Origin of the sequence: Streptomyces sp. YIM 130001 (assembly GCF_003574445.1) — a bacterium.
Taxonomy (GTDB): domain Bacteria; phylum Actinomycetota; class Actinomycetes; order Streptomycetales; family Streptomycetaceae; genus Streptomyces.
The window spans coordinates 126,251-144,525 of sequence record NZ_KZ984560.1 but is presented as its reverse complement, the minus strand read 5'-3'; the positions used below and the strand labels follow the sequence as shown (position 1 = coordinate 144,525).

14 protein-coding genes are annotated in these 18,275 nt (G+C 72.2%); 7 read left to right on the top strand and 7 right to left on the bottom strand.

Annotated elements, in window-relative coordinates:
- Nucleotides 1-7: 7 nt before the first annotated feature.
- Complete coding sequence (locus tag DSC45_RS23090) at nt 8-751, bottom strand: DUF461 domain-containing protein (protein WP_119293830.1); 744 nt, start codon at nt 749-751, stop codon at nt 8-10.
- Nucleotides 752-1,470: 719 nt separating this feature from the next.
- On the opposite strand from DSC45_RS23090, the gene DSC45_RS23080 reads away from it, so the two are divergent.
- From DSC45_RS23080 to DSC45_RS23050, 7 genes are all read left to right on the top strand, one after another.
- A complete protein-coding gene (locus tag DSC45_RS23080) occupies nt 1,471-1,953 on the top strand; it encodes a CarD family transcriptional regulator (protein ID WP_003953493.1) in 483 nt (160 codons plus the stop codon).
- 262 nt (nt 1,954-2,215) lie between these two features.
- Nucleotides 2,216-3,022: a 2-C-methyl-D-erythritol 4-phosphate cytidylyltransferase gene (gene ispD, locus DSC45_RS23075; protein ID WP_119293829.1), complete on the top strand. Its 807-nt coding sequence runs from the start codon at nt 2,216-2,218 to the stop codon at nt 3,020-3,022.
- Nucleotides 3,012-3,545 carry a 2-C-methyl-D-erythritol 2,4-cyclodiphosphate synthase gene (ispF, locus tag DSC45_RS23070; RefSeq protein WP_119293828.1) on the top strand — a complete coding sequence of 178 codons (534 nt, stop codon included), beginning with the start codon at nt 3,012-3,014 and terminating at the stop codon, nt 3,543-3,545. Before ispD ends, ispF begins: the two co-directional genes overlap by 11 nt.
- Before the next feature lie 129 nt (nt 3,546-3,674).
- Nucleotides 3,675-4,079 (top strand): PPOX class F420-dependent oxidoreductase, encoded by a 405-nt coding sequence (locus DSC45_RS23065; protein ID WP_119293827.1) that lies wholly within the window; start codon nt 3,675-3,677, stop codon nt 4,077-4,079.
- Nucleotides 4,080-4,189: 110 nt separating this feature from the next.
- Nucleotides 4,190-5,590 carry a cysteine--tRNA ligase gene (cysS, locus tag DSC45_RS23060; RefSeq protein ID WP_119293826.1) on the top strand — a complete coding sequence of 467 codons (1,401 nt, stop codon included), beginning with the start codon at nt 4,190-4,192 and terminating at the stop codon, nt 5,588-5,590.
- Between the two features lie 94 nt (nt 5,591-5,684).
- Nucleotides 5,685-6,635, top strand: coding sequence for a 23S rRNA (guanosine(2251)-2'-O)-methyltransferase RlmB (gene rlmB, locus DSC45_RS23055; protein WP_119293825.1), 951 nt, complete (start codon nt 5,685-5,687; stop codon nt 6,633-6,635).
- Nucleotides 6,636-6,797: 162 nt separating this feature from the next.
- Nucleotides 6,798-8,486 carry a DoxX family protein gene (locus DSC45_RS23050; protein ID WP_240434790.1) on the top strand — a complete coding sequence of 563 codons (1,689 nt, stop codon included), beginning with the start codon at nt 6,798-6,800 and terminating at the stop codon, nt 8,484-8,486.
- 120 nt (nt 8,487-8,606) lie between these two features.
- On the opposite strand, the gene DSC45_RS23045 is transcribed toward DSC45_RS23050, so the two are convergent.
- From DSC45_RS23045 to DSC45_RS23020, 6 genes are all read right to left on the bottom strand, one after another.
- Nucleotides 8,607-9,335 (bottom strand): nucleotidyltransferase family protein, encoded by a 729-nt coding sequence (locus tag DSC45_RS23045; protein ID WP_119293823.1) that lies wholly within the window; start codon nt 9,333-9,335, stop codon nt 8,607-8,609.
- A gap of 220 nt (nt 9,336-9,555) precedes the next feature.
- Nucleotides 9,556-9,999, bottom strand: coding sequence for a hypothetical protein (locus DSC45_RS23040; protein WP_119293822.1), 444 nt, complete (start codon nt 9,997-9,999; stop codon nt 9,556-9,558).
- Between the two features lie 287 nt (nt 10,000-10,286).
- Complete coding sequence (ugpC, locus tag DSC45_RS23035) at nt 10,287-11,426, bottom strand: ABC transporter ATP-binding protein (RefSeq protein WP_119293821.1); 1,140 nt, start codon at nt 11,424-11,426, stop codon at nt 10,287-10,289.
- 150 nt (nt 11,427-11,576) lie between these two features.
- Nucleotides 11,577-16,247, bottom strand: coding sequence for a non-ribosomal peptide synthetase (locus tag DSC45_RS23030; protein ID WP_119293820.1), 4,671 nt, complete (start codon nt 16,245-16,247; stop codon nt 11,577-11,579).
- Complete coding sequence (locus DSC45_RS23025) at nt 16,244-17,929, bottom strand: AMP-binding protein (RefSeq protein ID WP_119293819.1); 1,686 nt, start codon at nt 17,927-17,929, stop codon at nt 16,244-16,246. The genes DSC45_RS23030 and DSC45_RS23025 overlap by 4 nt, the downstream gene beginning before the upstream one ends.
- Nucleotides 17,922-18,215 carry a phosphopantetheine-binding protein gene (locus DSC45_RS23020; RefSeq protein WP_119293818.1) on the bottom strand — a complete coding sequence of 98 codons (294 nt, stop codon included), beginning with the start codon at nt 18,213-18,215 and terminating at the stop codon, nt 17,922-17,924. The genes DSC45_RS23025 and DSC45_RS23020 overlap by 8 nt, the downstream gene beginning before the upstream one ends.
- Between the last annotated feature and the right edge of the window lie 60 nt (nt 18,216-18,275).

Genomic DNA, 18,275 nt, shown 5'->3' with positions numbered 1-18,275 from the left:
CCGAGGCTCAGTGCCCGGCGTCGTTCGAGGCGGCGCCGTCGGCTGCCCCGGCGCCGGTGCCGGCTCCCGTGCCCTCTCCGTCGCCTGCTCCCGCGCCCGTGGCGCCGTCCGTCGGCGTGGCATCGCCGGACGGCTGCTCGCCGTCGGCGGGTGTCGTGCCGTCGGTGGGCCTGGCGGGCTTGCTGGGCTTGGCGTCCGGAGCCTTGGGGATCTCGGTCGGGCCGACCTGGCCGAAGTAGCTCTTGGCCGGGACCACGAAGGTCCGCAGCTGGACCTTGCCGGTCTTGCTGAAGGTGAAGGTGACGCGCTGGGCGTTGCCGTCGACCACGGAGCCGCGGCTGCTGGGCAGTACCGCGGAGGCGTTCTCGGCACCGCCGATGACGACGTAGCCGTCCGCCGGGACGGTGATCTTGCCGCCGCCCTTCGCGGGCTTCAGGGTCGCCGCCTTGGGCGTCCCGTCGACGGTGATCGAGTCCAGGGTCTGGGCCTTGTCGCCGTTGTTGTAGATCGTCGCGGCGACCGCGGCAGGCCCGGTCGACTTCAGGTCGGGCTGCGTGACGACCATCGCGCCCTGCACCTGGATGTCGTCGACGGTGGCGGCCGCGTCGTCCGGCTGCACCCCGAGCGTCTGCGCGTTGTTGCCGGCGCTGCACGCGGTGAGGGCGCCGATCGACAGGGCGAGAACGGAGGCGGCGATGGCGCCGCGGCGGAGGGTGCGGACACCCCCGGCAGCAGTTTGGGGGAGGCTCACGGCGCGGCAACTCCTTGAACTCGGGCGGGCGGACCGGGTGTCACAGCCGCCTGTTGGTCTGTCAGCGGCCTTAGATTACCGAGCCGTCCTCCCGCCCTCGCACCCGACCCGCCCCTTCGCACCTGCCACCGGATCGGCGGCGTCGGAGGGGAGGGCCGTACCGCGTCGGCCGATTCTGTTTCGCGTCGGCCGTTCGAAGTTCGTTCGGCTTTCACATAGTCGTCGCCACGATCCGGCTGCGGATTTCCCGTAAGGAATGCGTGGCGGTACGGAGAATTGATCATCGGCGGATCTTGCGGCCTCTCTCCGTGATGCCCGCGATCGTCATCCGGAGTGATCTACGGATGACTCTGCCGTCCCTCTCCGGCGCCTCTCTCGACCTCTCCGCCGATCGGCCCGGTGATCAATTCCGGATTCACGCGGTTCGTGTCCCGGATCTCTCTGTGGACGTCGAACGGAGTAGCGAGATGCGTGCATCCTTCGAGGGGCAAACCGGGACGTTTGCTCCCCGCGGAGGGGTCCCCGAAGGATGTAACGCGCGCGTTTCGGCTTCCACGGACATCGGCTCCGACCTGCGAATACCCGCTTCCGCAAAGCCTTCGCAGCACGTTCCTGTCACTGTTGTCAAGCCCTGAGATATGCCCTGACCTGCGAAAACGCCATTCAGAACCCGCGATTCTCGTGTTACTCTGGATAGCCACGGAAGGGGTACCTGTCACATGACGTTCAAGGTTGGCGACACCGTGGTCTATCCCCATCACGGGGCCGCGCTGATCGAGGCCATCGAAACTCGCCAGATCAAAGGCGTGGACAAGACCTACTTGGTGCTGAAGGTCGCCCAGGGCGACCTGACGGTTCGCGTACCGGCAGACAATGCGGAGTTCGTCGGCGTTCGCGACGTTGTCGGTCAGGACGGTCTGGACCGGGTCTTCGAGGTGCTTCGCGCACCGTATGCCGAAGAACCCACGAACTGGTCACGCCGCTACAAGGCAAATCTCGAGAAGCTCGCCTCGGGTGATGTCATCAAGGTCGCGGAAGTTGTCCGTGATCTGTGGCGCCGGGAGCGTGAGCGCGGTCTGTCTGCAGGTGAGAAGCGCATGCTCGCCAAGGCACGGCAGATTCTGGTGAGTGAACTCGCTCTCGCGGAGAACACCAACGAGGACAAGGCCGAGGCCCTGCTCGACGAGGTCCTCGCGTCCTGACGCAAAGCACCACCTGCTGTAACGCACCACCATGCGTGCAACACCATGCCGCGGTGCCCGCTGACCTCTGGTCGCCGGGCACCGCGGCATGTCTGCGCTTTCCCGAGCGCCCGAAGGCGCTGGGGGAGAGTGCCGGGCTCAGACCACGGGCGTCCCCGTCTCCGGCCGGATGTCACGGAAGGGTCCCGGCCGGGACGTCGAGCCCCGCACTGTTGTGGCCATACCCAACCCGCCCGAGGAAACAAACCTGAACGCGGACCAGATGTCAGACGAAGCCAGCCCCCGCTCCGAGCCGACCCGGACGCCGCTCGCGCGGCCCGCGGACGAGGCTCGGTCCACCGCGCCGGCCACTGCCGCGGTCATCCCCGCGGCCGGCCGCGGCGTACGGCTCGGCCCCGGCGCCCCCAAGGCGCTGCGGACGCTCGACGGCACCCCGATGCTGATCCACGCGGTCCGTGCGATGGCCGCCTCCCGCGCCGTCTCCCTCGTCGTCGTGGTGGCGCCCGCGGACGGCGTCGACGAGGTGAAGACCCTGCTCGACGACCACCTGCCCGCGTCCCGTGCCGAACTGCTCGTGGTCCCCGGCGGCGACACCCGTCAGGAGTCGGTCCGCGCCGGACTCGAGGCACTGCCGCCCGGCATCGGCTCCGTCCTGGTGCACGACGCCGCCCGTCCGCTCGTCCCCGTGGACACCGTCGACGCCGTCGTCGAGGCGCAGCGCGCCGGTGCGCCCGCCGTCGTCCCCGCACTGCCGCTGGCCGACACGGTCAAGGAGGTCGAGCCCGGTGCGCCAGGTGCGGCGGAACCGGTGGTCGCCACTCCCGTACGGTCCCGGCTGCGCGCCGTGCAGACACCGCAGGGCTTCGACCGTGCCGTGCTGCAGCGCGCGCACGGGGCCGTGGCTCTGAACGGTGAGGGCGCCACGGACGACGCCGGCATGGTGGAGCAGCTCGGGCACCCGGTCGTCGTGGTGCCGGGCCACGAAGAGGCGTTCAAGGTCACCCGGCCGCTCGATCTCGTACTGGCCGAGGCCGTACTCGCACGCAGGAGGACCGACGATGGCTTCTGAGACACCCGCGGGGAGCCCCGCCGAACCGTCGGCCCCCGCCGGCCTGCCGCTGGTCGGCATCGGCACCGATGTGCACGCCTTCGAGCGCGGTCGTGAGCTGTGGTGCGCGGGCCTGAAGTGGGAGAGCCGGGACGGTGACGAGTACGGCCTGGCCGGGCACTCCGACGGGGACGTCGCGGCGCACGCCGCCTGCGACGCGCTGTTCTCCGCGGCCGGTGTCGGCGACCTCGGCGCGCACTTCGGGACCTCGCGGCCCGAGTGGTCCGGCGCCTCGGGAGTCTCGCTGCTCGCCGAGGCCGCCCGCATCGTGCGGTCCCACGGCTTCGCCATCGGCAACGTCTCCGTCCAGGTCATCGGCGTACGGCCGAAGATCGGCAAGCGGCGGGGCGAGGCGCAGCGTGTACTGTCCGCCGCGGTCGGAGCACCGGTGTCGGTGTCCGGCACGACGACCGACGGCCTCGGTCTGACCGGGCGGGCGGAAGGCCTGGCGGCGCTGGCGACGGCGCTCGTCGTTCGCGTCTGAGCCGAGGGCCGCGCCCAGGCCGAGCACGCATCCGGGAACGGGTCCGGAAGCGGGTGGAGGGCTACGCTCCTGTTCCGGGCCCCGACCGGGCCCGGAACACCCGCACCCCGTCGCCAGGAAGGCACCCCGATGTCGGCTCAACTCTCCGACCAGCTCAAGGAAGTTCTCGACACCCCCGTCTTCATCAACGTCGCCACCATCCAGCCGGACGGCAGTCCGCAGGTGTCACCGGTGTGGGTGAAGCGGGACGGAGAGGACCTGCTGTTCTCCACCACGATCGGGCGGCGCAAGGAGGCGAACCTGCGGCGCGATCCCCGCGTCACGGTCGTCGTGCAGCCCTTCGACGCCCCGTACACGTACGCCGAGATCCGCGGCACCGCCGAGATCACCACCGAGGGCGGCCAGGAACTGATCGACGAGCTGGCACTCAAGTACACGGGCAAGTCGTACGGCGAGTTCAACCCGGCGTCGGCCAGCGACGGCGAGCGCGTGGTCGTCCGGGTCAAGGCCCGCAAGGTCGTCGGCAGGCTGTAGACGTCCGGCCGGAACGCCCCCCGCGGCGGACCGCGCCGGAAAGTCGCAAACGTGTCCCGCGGCCACGGACAGGGCGCGGGGCACTGCTGTGGGCGCACTACCCTTGATGCGTGACCATTCGCCTGTACGACACCAGCGCCCGGCAGATCCGTGACTTCTCCCCGCTCACGCCGGGCTGTGTCTCGATCTACCTGTGTGGCGCCACCGTGCAGGCCGCACCGCACATCGGGCACATCAGGTCGGGGCTCAACTTCGACATCCTGCGCCGCTGGTTCGACTACCGCGGCTACGACGTGACGTTCGTACGGAACGTCACGGACATCGACGACAAGATCATCAAGAAGTCCGCCGAGCAGGGCCGCCCCTGGTGGGCGATCGGCTACGAGAACGAGCGCGCGTTCAACGACGGCTACACCGCGCTCGGCTGCCTGCCGCCCACCTACGAGCCCCGCGCGACCGGGCACATCACCGAGATGATCGAGATGATGTGCGGCTTGATCGAGCGCGGGCACGCCTACGAGGCGGACGGGAACGTCTACTTCGACGTCCGCTCCTTCCCCGGCTACCTGCAGCTGTCCAACCAGGACCTGGACGATCTGCGGCAGCCGTCCGGCGAGGGCGAGACCGGCAAGCGCGACCCGCGGGACTTCGCCATGTGGAAGGCCGTGAAGCCGGGTGAGCCCAGCTGGGAGACGCCCTGGGGCCGCGGCCGGCCGGGCTGGCACCTGGAATGCTCGGCGATGGCGCACAAGTACCTGGGCACCGCTTTCGACATCCACGGCGGCGGGCTCGACCTGGTTTTCCCCCACCACGAGAACGAGATCGCGCAGGCCAAGGGTTACGGCGACGATTTCGCCTCGTACTGGGTGCACAACGCCTGGGTGACCATGTCCGGCGAGAAGATGTCCAAGTCGCTCGGCAACTCGGTGCTGGTCAGCGAGATGGTCAAGCAGTGGCGTCCGATCGTCCTTCGCTACTACCTGGGCACCCCGCACTACCGCTCGACCATCGAGTACAGCGTGGAAGCCCTGCGTGAGGCGGAGTCCGCGTTCGCGCGGATCGAGGGCTTCGTGCAGCGGGTCAGCGAAAAGGCGGGGAAGGCCGTCCCTGCCGCGGCCGAGGTGCCGCCCGCCTTCGCCGAGGCGATGGACGACGACCTCGGTGTGCCGCAGGCCCTGGCGATCGTGCACACCGCGGTCCGGCAGGGGAACTCGGCGCTCGCCGCGGACGACAAGGAGACGGCCGTCGCCCGGCTCGCCGAGGTCCGTGCCATGCTCGGCGTACTCGGTCTCGACCCGCTCGCCGAGCACTGGGCCGGCGACCAGGGCGGTGGCGACGAACTGCACGGTGCGGTGGACACCTTGGTGCGGCTCGTGCTGCAGCAGCGGGAGGCGGCCCGCGCCCGCAAGGACTGGGCGACCGCCGACGCCATCCGCGACGAGCTCGGCCAGTCGGGCCTGGTCATCGAGGACAGCCCGGAGGGTCCACGCTGGACCCTCGGACCCCGGTGACCGCCCACTGAACCCGTCGTGAACGTGCTGCCGGGTGGGCCGGGCTGCACACTTCCTATACGTACGCACATACGCAGTCAGAAACAGGTAGGTCATGGCCGGGAACAGCCAGCGCAGGAACCGCCGCACGTCCAACAAGAAGGGCGCGCAGGTCGGCAGCGGTGGCAAGCGGCGCCGCGGGCTCGAGGGAAAGGGCCCGACGCCGCCCGCCGAGGCGCGCAAGGGACACAAGAAGAACCGGATCGCCGGGGCGCAGGCCAGGGCCGCGACCCGCAAGCCGCCGCAGCGGCGCGGCGGCAAGGGCACCTCGGAGATGGTCGTCGGCCGTAACCCGGTCGTCGAGGCGCTGCGCGAGGGCGTGCCCGCGAAGACGCTCTACGTGCAGCAGTTCATCGACAACGACGAGCGCGTGCGCGAGTTGCTGCAGCTGGCGGCCGACCGCGGCGGCATCAACCTGATGGAGGCGCCGCGCGCCGAGCTGGACCGGATGACGAACGGTCTGAACCACCAGGGCGTCGTCCTGCAGGTACCGCCGTACGAGTACGCCCACCCCGAGGACCTGGCCGCAGTGGCCTACGACAACGGCGAGGAGCCGCTGATCGTCGCGCTGGACGGGGTCACCGACCCGCGCAACCTCGGCGCGGTGGTGCGTTCCGTGACCGCCTTCGGCGGGCACGGCGTCGTGGTGCCCGAGCGGCGTGCCGCCGGGATGACGGCGGGAGCCTGGAAGACGTCGGCCGGTACCGCGGCACGTACGCCGGTGGCGCGGGCGACCAACCTGACCAGGGCGCTCGAGGGGTACCAGAAGGCCGGGCTCACCGTGGTCGGTCTGGCGGCGGACGGCGAGACGGAGGTCGGGGACATCGCGGCCCTGGACGGCCCCGTGGTGATCGTCGTCGGCAGCGAGGGCAAGGGCCTGTCCCGGCTCGTCGGCGAGACCTGCGACATCCTCGCCCGGATCCCGATGCCGGGTGGCGCGGAGTCCTTGAACGCCGGTGTGGCCACGGGAGTTGTGCTGTACGAGGCGGCGCGCCGACGCGCCTGACCGGTGGCACGCGCGCGTGCCGGCCGCCGTTGCCGAGTGGGTGCGGCGGCCGGGCCGTTGACGGGTGTCGGGCCCAAGGCCCGGACGTACGGCGGGGCTTGACGCGGTCCGGACAGATCGGGGCGTCCGAGGCAGTGTCCTAACCACACATCACTCGGTTAGATGAGTGTGGACACCAGAACACCCCGCACACCCACGGGCGGAAGCACCTCGGGTTTCGACGAGGGTCCCGCGCTGAGCATGGCGAAGGTGCCGTGCGATCCGGCGCAGGTCGTCGTCAACCACGCGAGCTTCCGCGTGCAGCTTCCCGCAGCTCAGCGGGCCCAGTCCCCGCGCATCACACGGCACTTCGCGTCCACCGGGGCCGCTGCGGCGACCACGGTGATCCCGGTGGCGGGAGCCGCCGGCGCCGTCCGCAGGCGGCGGGCGCCGGTCGTCTGGAGCGGCCGCAGCGAGCCCGGCGACCCGGGTGCCACCGGGCTCCTGCAGGCGGTGCGCGGCAGCGGCGTCCGGCACGGTGACGACGCCCGTGCCCCGCTGGAGACCTTCGAGGGCGGTGCGGCGACGCAGGTCATCCCCCGGGTCGGCGTCGCGGATCCCGCGTACGGCGACACCGAGAGCACCGTCGAGACGCCGCACGTCGTCGCTCCCCGACACCCCCGCACGGACGAGACGATGCTGCTCCCGTCCGCCGGCGGGGGCGGTGGCGCGGGTGAAGGCGGGCGCGACGCCGGCATGTTCGCGGGGTACGGCGACGACGACACGTACGACCTCGACCGTGACCAGGCGGACCGGTCGACCGGGCGGCGACGCTCCGGCAGCGACCCGGTGCGGCACGCGTACTACCCCGGGCGCCGGATGAACCTCGGCGTGGTGCTGCTCCCGCTGCGGATCTTCCTCGGCTTCATCTCGATCTACGCCGGCATGAGCAAGCTCTGCGACCCGGTGTACTTCGACGGCGGCGACCGCGGTTCGATGGTCAAGTGGCTGACCTCGCTCCACCCGTGGGCGCTCGCCGAGCCGCTGCGCGACTTCGCGCTCCAGCACCCGGTCGGTGCCGGTCTGTTCATCGCGTTCCTGCAGGTCGGCGTCGGGGTCCTGACGGTGCTCGGGCTCTGGCAGCGGTTCGCCGCGGGTATCGGGGCGCTGCTCTCGGCCGCCCTCCTGGTGACGGTCAGCTGGCGGAGCGTGCCGGTCTACGACGCGCCGGACATGCTCTACCTGGCCGCCTGGAGCCCGTTGATCATCGCCGGTGCGCCCGTGTACTCGGTCGACGCGCGGCTCGCGGGTGAGGCCTGGCGCACGCTCGGGCCGCGCGCGGACATCTGGGATCTGCGCCGCCGGGTGCTGCGCAGGGGCGCGTTGATCGCCGCGGTCCTGGTCGGTCTGACACTGCTCGTCGGCGCGTTGCTCGGCGGTGCGGTGCGCGACGCCGACCGGGTGCGGGTTCCCGGGCCCGGGGAGTCCCCGCGCAACGAACTGCCGGGTTCGCCGCTGCCGAAGAAGCCCGGGGAGCGGCGCGACGAGCGCCGCACTCCGTCGTCGTCCGGCACGCCGGGTCAGGTTGGCCCCGCGGAGCCGTCCGCGCGGGCGACGCAGCCGGGTACGGCACCCGAGTCGTCGCCGGCCGGTGGCACCGGGCAGCAGCCGAACCAGCCGCAGGGCACCACGGGGCAGGCGCCGCCGCAGGAGCAGCAGCCCGCCGCGCCGCCGCCGGACCCCGGGGGCGCGCCGTCCACGGGCGGTGGCACGAGCGGGGGCGAGGCTCCGGCCGAGAACCCGCCGCCCGACTCGGGCAACGGCGGGTCGAACGAGAACCAGGGGCGGCTGGTCGGAGGGCTGCTCGGCTAGGGCTTGTCGTCCGGATCGGCGTGGAACAGCTCGTGTTGTCGGCTTCGGGCCCGGTATCCCGTGTGGGGTGCCGGGCCCGAAGCCGTCGTGGGGTGGCGGTTCCGCTCGGTGCCGGTTCGGTCAACGGCTTTGCCGGGAGAGCTCCTTGGCGGCCTCGGTGAGGTCCTTGGCGGTGTCGATGGCCCGCCAGTACGCGCCCTGCGGGAGCGGGAATCCGGCCAGGCGCCGTTCCCGGGCGAGCCGCGGGAACGTGGTGCGCTCGTGGTCGCCGCGCTCCGGCAGCAGCCCTGCGAAGGACGGAGCGAAGACGTAGACGCCGGCGTTGATCTGGTACGAGACCGTCGGGGACTCGATGAAGTCCGTGATGTGGCCGAAGTCGTCGGTCTCCACGGCGCCCCAGGGGATGCGGGGGCGGGCGAGGGCCAGGGTGGCGGTGGCATCCCGCTCGGTGTGGAAGTCGGCCATCTCGCGGAGCGAGAAGCGGGTCCAGATGTCGCCGTTGGTGGCGTACCAGGAGCGGTCGGGATGCGGGAGGCGGGCGGCCGCGTACTTGAGGCCGCCACCGCGGCCGAGCGGTTCGGTCTCCACCACCGTGCTGACTCTCAGGGGCAGTTCGGCGGAGGCGAGCCAGTCCTCGAGGACCTCCGCGAGGTGCCCGCAGGAGACGACCGCGTCGGTGACGCCCTCGGCGGCCAGCCAGGCCAGTTGGTGGCCGATGATCGGCGTTCCGGTGCCGGGGATCTCGACCATCGGCTTCGGCCGGTCGTCGGTGTAGGGGCGCAGCCGTGAACCCTGGCCGCCGGCCAGGACGACCGCCTGCGTCGGGCGGGACTCGGGGGTGCTCGTCATGCCCGAACTGTATGCGGGGAGCGGCGGGACGGACGGGGCGGCGGTGCGGTGGGGCGAGGCGGGCCGTGAGGCGGTGCGGTGGCGTGCGGACGCCCCGGGCCGCCCGGGGGGCCGTACGCGGGCCTGTGAAGGCCGGCGGGCTACGGCTGCGGGGCGGAGCCGGGGCGTCGGTGCCGCGGGCTGTCGGTGGCCGGGGCACGCGCGGTGCCCCGGCGGTTGCTCAGGTCTGCTGGGCGACGCCCGCGGCGAACGCGGTGTCGCAGACCGGTCGGGAGAACGACTGGGCGCGGGTCGGCCCGTACTGCTTCACCGCGGCGCGGCCGAGGGCGCGGGCCAGGGACACGCAGTGCTTGGCGAGCGACGGACGGGCGTTCACCTCCTGCTGGAGGTGGGTGAGGGCGATGCCCGGGTCCTTCTCCTGGAGCTCGGTCAGCAGGCGGTCGCGCAGCAGGGTGTGCGGTGCGCGGGCCTTGGCCGGTTCCGAGGCGCGCTCGGCGGAGGCGGTGAGCACCGACGATGAGTTCCCCGGGTTCCCCGACCAGTTGACCGTGGCGACCGCCATGGTCCCGGTGAGGACCAGGAAGACCGGCAGGACGAGTGCGATGGTGCGGCCGATGCGGCGGGCGGGACCGCGGCGCGGCAGAGGCTTGTTGGAGTGCGTCACGCGAGCGAGCGTAGCGCTCGGTGATGATTTGGCGACATTTCGTCACCCTGTTGAGGGATGTTTCGACGGTCCCTTTCGAATCCGGGGTTGACGCGCGGGTGTCGAATTGACCTGTCTGTGGGGGTATTTGGTGACCTGACGGCGGAAGGGTGACGCGGCGAGTGTGCGTCCGGGTGTGGCCGTACGCGTCGGTGACGGGAGGCCGAACGGCCGAGCGGCCCCGTACCGAAGTACGGGGCCGCTCGGGTCAGTTGCTGTGCCGGGGCCGCTGTGGCCGCCGCGGCGGGTCAGTCGCTGAGGCGCTCGCCGGTGGAGGTGGAGAAGACGTGCGTCTCGCCCGGGCGGGGCACGACGTGCAGCTGCGCGCCCTTGTCCGGGACGGAGCGGCCGCTGACGCGGACCACGAGGTCCTTCTGCTCGCCGCCTGCCACCTCGGCGGTGCCGTAGATGTAGGCGTCGGCGCCGAGTTCCTCGACCACGTTGACCGTGACCGCGAGGCCCGCCGGGGAGTCCGTGGACTCCTTCGAGAGCGACTTGGCGGCCTCGCCGTTCTGCTCGACGATGTCGAAGTGCTCGGGGCGGACGCCGACGGTGACCGTGCTGTCGCCCTTGTCGGAGGCGGTGGAGAGGGCGTCGCGGCCCACCGGTACCACCGAGTTGCCGAACTTCACGCCGCCGTCGGTGATCGGGACCTCGACCAGGTTCATGGCGGGGGAGCCGATGAAACCGGCGACGAAGAGGTTGTTCGGGCGGTCGTACATGTTGCGCGGCGAGTCCACCTGCTGGAGCAGGCCGTCCTTGAGGACCGCGACCCGGTCGCCCATGGTCATGGCCTCGACCTGGTCGTGGGTGACGTAGACCGTGGTGATGCCCAGGCGGCGCTGGAGCGAGGCGATCTGCGTACGGGTGGAGACGCGGAGCTTGGCGTCCAGGTTCGACAGCGGCTCGTCCATGAGGAAGACCCGCGGCTCACGGACGATCGCGCGGCCCATCGCCACACGCTGGCGCTGACCGCCGGAGAGGGCCTTCGGCTTGCGGCTGAGGTACTCGGTGAGGTCGAGGATCTTGGCGGCGTCCTCGACCTTCTGGCGGATCTCGGCCTTCGGTACGCCCGCGATCTTGAGGGCGAAGCCCATGTTGTCGGCGACCGACATGTGCGGGTACAGCGCGTAGTTCTGGAACACCATCGCGATGTCCCGGTCCTTCGGCGGCAGGTGCGTGACGTCGCGGTCGCCGATGTGGATCGACCCGCCGTTGACGTCTTCGAGGCCTGCGAGCATGCGCAGCGAGGTGGACTTTCCGCAGCCCGAGGGGCCGACCAGAACCAGGAACTCGCCGTCCTCGATCTCGATGTCGAGGCCGTCCACGGCGGGCTTCTCGGAGCCCGGGTAGATGCGGGTCGCCTTGTCGAACGTGACTGTTGCCATGGGCTGTTGCCCCCTTCACCGGCAGGAACGTGCCGGACGATCCGAGTAAAGGAAGTGGTGTAGTCCACAGATGTGGACTGGCTGTGACGCTACCCGCTGGGGTTGGTTTGCGGTAGGGGCCGGATCACTGGGATTCGTCGGGGGCTGTGTTCAGGGGGACGGCTGAGGTGCCGCAGGTTCGGGGGCGGCGGCGCTGGTGGGGGCGGCGGTGGCGCGCGCGGTGCTGCCGGTGGGGGTGTGCGGTGGGGGAAGGAAGCCGGTGCGCCGCAGGTGGCGTACGCAGGCGTGGAAGAGGTCGGGGCCGTCGCCGGTGAGGTCGATGCCGGCCGGGGCGAGCAGTGCGCGGGCGGTGTCCGGGGCGATGCGGTGGGTGCCCTCGGAGCCGATCTCGCCGCTCTCGCCCTGCAGGATGCCGAGCAGGGCCGCGCCCGCCGGGGAGTGCCGCAGTGCCTCGGTCCAGGCGTCGTGCGGCACGCGCGCGATGCGGTAGCCGTGTCGGTGCAGCCGGTCCACAGCTGTGGACAGCGTGAGGCGGCGGCCGGCCGCCAGGTGGAAGGTCGAGCCGGTTGCTCTCGGGTCCCCGGCGAGGGTCACCAGGGCCTCGGCCGCCCGGTCCACCGCCACCAGGTCGAAGGCGAGGTCGGCGCCGTCCGGGGTGGGCTCGGGCGCGAGGCCGGTCTCGGCACAGGTGCGCAGGAGCAGCCACAGGAAGTCGGTGTCCGGGCAGACACCGGTCGCGGTGTCCCCGGTCACCCGGGTCGGGCGGTGCACGGTCACCGGCAGTCCACGCGCGCGTGCCTGCCCGACGAGCGACTCGGCCGCCCACTTGCTCTGTGCGTAACCGTGCCGCAGTCCGGTCACCGGCGGCAGCGGATCCGTCCCGTGCCAGGCGCCCGACGGCGGTTCGCCGGACAGCACGCCGACCGTGGAGACGTGGTGCACGGGGACGGTGCGGTGGGCGGCGGCCAGGCGGAGGATCTCGGCCGTGCCGTCCACATTGGCCGCGCGCAGCCGCTCGTACGGCTCGACCAGGTTGACCGCCGCGCCGCAGTGGTGCACGACGTCGACGGTCCTCGCCAGGCGGTCGTACGTCTGCGGGGACAGGCCGAGCCGTGGGGCGGCGAGGTCTCCGGGAACGGCCTTCACGCGCGCGTGGTCGACGGTGAGGCGGTAGCGGTCGAGCGTCGCGGCGAGGCGCCGCTCGGCGTGCTCCGGGGTGCCGGCCCGGATCAGGCAGTGCACGGTGGCGTCCGTACGGTCCAGGAGTGCCCGCAGCAGAAAGGCGCCGAGGAACCCGGTGGCGCCCGTCAGGAGCACGGTCCCGGGGGAGTCGGTGGCCTCTTCCGGAGCTCCGGTGACCGTGATGTCGGGCGGCAGCTGTGGGGCGATCTCGGTGGCGGTACGGGTGGCCCCCCGGGTGCCGTCCAGGGAGGCGAGGGCTGCGACCGTGGGCGCGGTGAACAGGGAGTTGAGCGGCAGCCGGGTGCCGAGGACCGGCCGCAGGGCGAGCGCGAGGCGGGCGGCGGTCAGGGAGTCGCCGCCCGCCTCGAAGAAGTCCTCGTGCACGTCGGGCGGGTGCGGGCCGCCGAGGGTCTGCTGCCAGAGACCGGCGATGCGGGCCTCGACGGGGGTGCGCGGTCGCGTGCGGTGCCGGGTGGCGTCCGGGGACGGGTCGGTGGGGAGGGCGGCGGGTACCGCGTCGGCAAGGGCCGCGCGGTCGACCTTGCCGCTGGGCGTGAGCGGGAAGGCGTCGGTGAGGACCAGGGCGGCGGGGACGAGGTGCGCGGGGAGGCGGGTGCGGAGTTCGGCGAGGAGCGCGGCCGTGGCGTCCGGCGCGCCCGCCGGGGCAGTGGAGGCCGCGGGGCCGTCTGTCGCGGCCGCGCAGGGCGCCTGGCGGAGCGGGTGGTCGGCCATCGAGGGCGATTCGGGCGTGCAGTGGGCGACGAGGCGTTTCGGGGTGCCGGTGGCGACGACCACGGCGTCCGCGATGCCGGGGAGTTCTCGTACCGCGGTCTCGATCTCGGCCGGTTCCACGCGGAAGCCGCGGATCTTGACCTGGGTGTCGCGGCGGCCGAGGAACTCCACGCTGCCGTCCGGGAGATGGCGAGCCAGGTCGCCGGTGCGGTACAGGCGGTCAGTGGCCGGGCGGGCGTCCGTCTCCGGTGCGGACACGAAACGGGTGGCCGTCTCGGTGGGGAGGTTCAGGTAGCCGTCGGCCAGGCTCACACCGGCCACGTACAGCTCACCGGTCGCTCCGGCAGGCACGGGGTGCCGGTGCTCGTCCAGGACGTGCACGCGGGACCCGGGCAACGGGCGCCCTATGGGAGGCCGCTCGGGCCAGTCGGCCACCACGGGGCCGAGGCGGTGGGCGGTGACCACGTGGGTCTCCGAGGGGCCGTACTGATTGTCCAGGGTGGCCTTCGTCAGCTTCCCGAAGAACGTGCGCAGGGCGGGAGTGATGTGGAGCTGCTCACCGGCCGTGACGATCTCCCGCGCAGCGCAGCGCCGTCCCGTGGCCGTCGCGTACTCGGCCAGCTGCTGGAGCGCGACGAACGGCAGGAAGAGCCGGTCCACGCCCTGGGACTCGATCAGGTCGAGCAACTGCTCCGGGTCGCGGCGCAGTTCGTCGTCCGCGAGCACGAGCGTGCCCCCGGTCGCCCAGGTGGCGAACAGCTCCTGGAACGCCACGTCGAAGCTCAACGGTGCGAACTGCAGCGTCCGTGAACCGGCGCCGCAGGACGAGCGCTCCCGCTGCCAGTCGACGAGGGCGGCGAGCGAACGGTGCGGCATCGCCACCCCCTTGGGCCGCCCGGTGGAGCCGGAGGTGTAGACGACGTAGGCGAGGTCGGTGAGGGCGACGGTCTGCTCGGGGACGGTCGGCCGGTGTCCCTGCGTGGTGGTGTCGTCCACGGGCAGCACGTCGATCCCGGGGTGCGACAGATGGGGCACGCAGTCGTCGGCGGAGGTGGTGATCAGGGCCGTCGCGCCGCTGTCCGTGAGCATCAGCCGGCGTCGGGCGGACGGATAGGCGGGGTCGATCGGCACACAGCTGCCGCCGGCCTTCAGAGCGGCCAGTACGGCCGTGGGCAGCGCTGTGGAGCGGGGCAGGCAGACGGCGATGCGGCGGCCCGCGTGGCCGCGCTCGACCAGCTGACGGGCCAACGCGTCGGAGGCCGCGTCCAGTTCGCCGTACGAGAGCGTCCGGCTGCCGTGTACGACGGCCGGGGTGTCGGGGCTGCGGGCGGCGCTGGAGCGGAACGCCTCGTGCGCGAGCGGGGGTTCGGGGTACGGCGCGGGGGCACCGTCCGACCAGGTCTCGAGCAGGGCGAGTTCGGTGTCGGGCAGGAGACGCAGTTCGTCGACGGGGCGGTCCGGGTGGCGCACCGCGTCGTCGAGGAGGGTGAGGAAACGGTCCGCCAGGCGCTGGGCCTCGTCGGCGTTCCACAGGTCGTCGGCGTACTCGAGGAGGCCGAGGAAGCCGCCGCCGGAGGAGGCGTCGAGCGGCACCAGGTGCACGAACGCGTCGAACTTCGCGGTCCCGTTGTGCGCGTGCAGGCGCTCGGCGGTGACATCCGGCAGATCCAGTCCCGGCGCCTGTGCGTCGTCGACGGTCAGGACCACCTGGAACAGCGGGAACCGTGCCGGTGAACGGTCGACGGCCACCTCCCGCACCAGCCTGCCGTACGACACCTCCCGGTGCGCGACGGCGTCCCAGACCGCCGACTTCGTGGCTCGCGCCAGCTCGGCGAACGTGCCCTCCACGCGCGTGCGCAGCGGCAGCAGATCGGTCAGGCAGGCGATCATCGGCTCGAGTTCGGGGTCGTCACGGCGAGAAACCGGGGTGCCGATGACGACGTCGCGCCGACCCTCCGGCCGGCCCACCACCGTGGACAGTGCGGCGGCGAGGATCGCGAACGGCGTGATGCGCAGCGACCGGGAAAGGGCCCGTACGCGCGCGTGCAGGTCGGCGTCGATACGGAAGCGCACCTGGCCGCCTCGGCCGCTGGGGGACGGGGGCCGGGTGCGGGTGGAGGGGAAGGTGGATTCGGCCGGAGCCCCGTCGAGCACGGAACGCCAGTGGGCGATCTCGGGATCATCGGGCTGCTTCCCGGTCTCGCTGTCTGTGTTCTGGTTGCTCTGGCTGTTCTGGCTCTGGTCGCTGTTCTCGCTGTTCTCGCTGTTCTCGCTGTTCTGGTTGTTCTGGCTGTTCTTGTCGTTCCCGTGCTCCACGCGCGCGTGGAGCACGGTCGCGGCCCGGGAACGGGCGTACGGGCCGAACTGGAGTGGGACAGGCGGGAGTTCCGGCTCCCGGCCCGCCACCGCCGCCGAGTACAGCTCGCTGAACTCGAGGTCGAGCAGACGGAAGCACCAGCCGTCGAGCACCGCGTGATGTGCCACGACGGCGAGCACCCGGTCCTGCGGACCCACCTCGAGCAGGGTCGCCCGCAGCAGGGGTGGTTCGTCGAGCGGCACGGGCCGCGCCACCGCGGCGCGGACCGCGGCGTCCAGCTCGCCTGGCAGCACGGTCCGCTGGTCGAGGCGTACGGGACCGGCCGGCACGACCACCTGCGACGGCACACCGGCCACCTCCGTCAGCCGGCTGCGCAGCGCCTCGTGGCGGGCCACCACGGCGGTCAGCGCGTGCTCGACGGCGGCCGGGTCGACGGGGCCGCGCAGTCGGTGCACCCAGTTCTCCACGTAGCGCGAAGGGCCCTCGTGGAGGCGGTCGTTGAGCCAGATGGACTCCTGCTCCGGAGTCATCGGGTGGACCGTGTCGGGGGCGTCGGGTGCGGTCGTCGGCATGCACGGTTCGGGGGTCATGGCCGGCTCCGGCGGGTGAGGGCGTCGCGGTCGGCCTTGCCGTTCGCGGTGACGGGGAGGGCGGGGAGTTCGCGGACGGTGTGCGGTACGAGGTGGCGCGGCAGGGCGGCGCGCAGCGCCCGGCGGACCGTGGCTGCGGGTACGGGCTGCCGCGTCGTGTAGTAGAGCTCGAGACGGCCGTCCACGGGCACGACGGCGCAGTCCCTGAGGCCGGGGACCTGCCGGGCGGCGGCCTCGGTCTCGGCGGGCTCCACGCGATGGCCGGCGATCTTCACCTGCCGGTCGGTGCGGCCCGTGAAGCGCAGGAGCCCGTCCGCGTCCAGGAACCCCTGGTCGCCGGTGCGGTACGCGCGCGTGGGGCGGCCGTCGACCAGGAGCGTCGCGAACCGCTGCGCGGTCGCTTCGGGCAGGCCCAGATAGCCGGCCGCAAGACCGTCGCCCGACACCCAGATCTCGCCGTCGACGAGGTGGACTCCGGTGTGCGGTACGGGAGTTCCCACCGGGATGCCGTCCGGTCGTTCGCAGTCCGCCGCGGTGATGCGGTGGGTGGTGGCGAAGACGCAGCTTTCCACGGGCCCGTAGCCGTTGACGAGCACGGTCGCCGGGTGGAGGTGCAGGAAGGCGCGCACGTGGGCGGGCGACAGCACCTCGCCGCCGGTGAGCACATGGGTGAGACCGGTGAACGCCTCCGGGGCCTCGTCCATGAACAGGTTGAACAGCGACGAGGTGATCCACAGCGTGTCGACACCGGCACCGGCGACCAGTTCCCGCAGATCGTCCGGCAGCAGACTGCCCGCCTCGCTCATGGCGCAGGTGGCGCCACTGGTCAGCGGCCCCCACACCTCCAGCGTGAACGCGTCCCAGGCGACCGGCGCGGCCTGCGCCATCACCCGCCCCGGTCCGAGCCCCGCGATGCGGTCCGGGCCCGCGAAGAGCCGTGTCGTGGCGCGGTGCGGAGACAGCACGCCCTTCGGAGCCCCCGAGGTACCGGAGGTGAAGAAGACGGCGGCGGTGGCGGCTGCGGGGTCGCATTCCGCCGGAGGGCTGGTCGGGGCGGGGGCCACGCGCGCGTGGCTGACGTTTTCAGTGTCCTCGCGCGCGTGGAGGTCGTTCTCGGACTCCGCTGACTCCGCTGACTCCGCTGACTCCGCTGACTCCACTGACTCCACGTCGGGCTCTACGCGCGCGTAGGGATCGTGGACGTCGTCCTGGGCGGGCGCCCGTAGCGGCCCCGGCTCCCAGACCGGGACCCCGGCATCGCCACCGCAGGCCGCCCCCAGCGCCGTGCCGACCGACACGGGCGGAGCGAGCGCGGCGACGACCGTCCGCAACCGTTCGGCCGGCCAGGACGAGTCCAGGGCGGCGTATCCCGCACCGCACTTGAGTACGCCGAGCAGTACGGCCACCAGCCGCGGAGACCGCTCGAGGCCGACCGGAACGAGCGCGCCCGGACCGACCCCGCGACGGCGCAGCTCACCGGCGTACTCCTCGGCTGCCCGGTCGAGTTCGCCGTACGTCAGCCGTACGCCTCCCTGCACCAGAGCCAGGGCGTCCGGCGCGCGCGTCGCGTGCGCGGCGACGGCCTCGTGGATCAGACCGGGGGCGGGCCCGTCCGGTCCGTAAACGGCCGGTACGTCCGCGATCGGTCCGACGGAGGAGGGCGGTATCGCGGGTTCAGACAACGTTTCCGCCCGCTGCGTGCCTGCCGGCGTCCGGTCGTTCCGCGGCGGCTACCCCGGCGGCGGCCAGGCCGGCGCAGAAGTCCCCGAGGGTGTCGCTGTCGAACACGGTCTCCGCGGCCGCCTTGACCCCGAGATCCCTGCGGACACGGGCGCAGATACGTATCGCCTGCAGCGAAGTGCCGCCCCTGTCGTAAAAGTTCTCGTCCAGCGGTGCCTCGCGCACCTCCAGCACTTCGGCGATGATCCGCGCGGCTTCGCCTGCGATGTGCTCCGCCGTAGCCTCCATGTCTGGCCCCTCAGTCCCTGGAAAATCGAACACCCGCAGTCCGATTTCTACCAGCCGCAG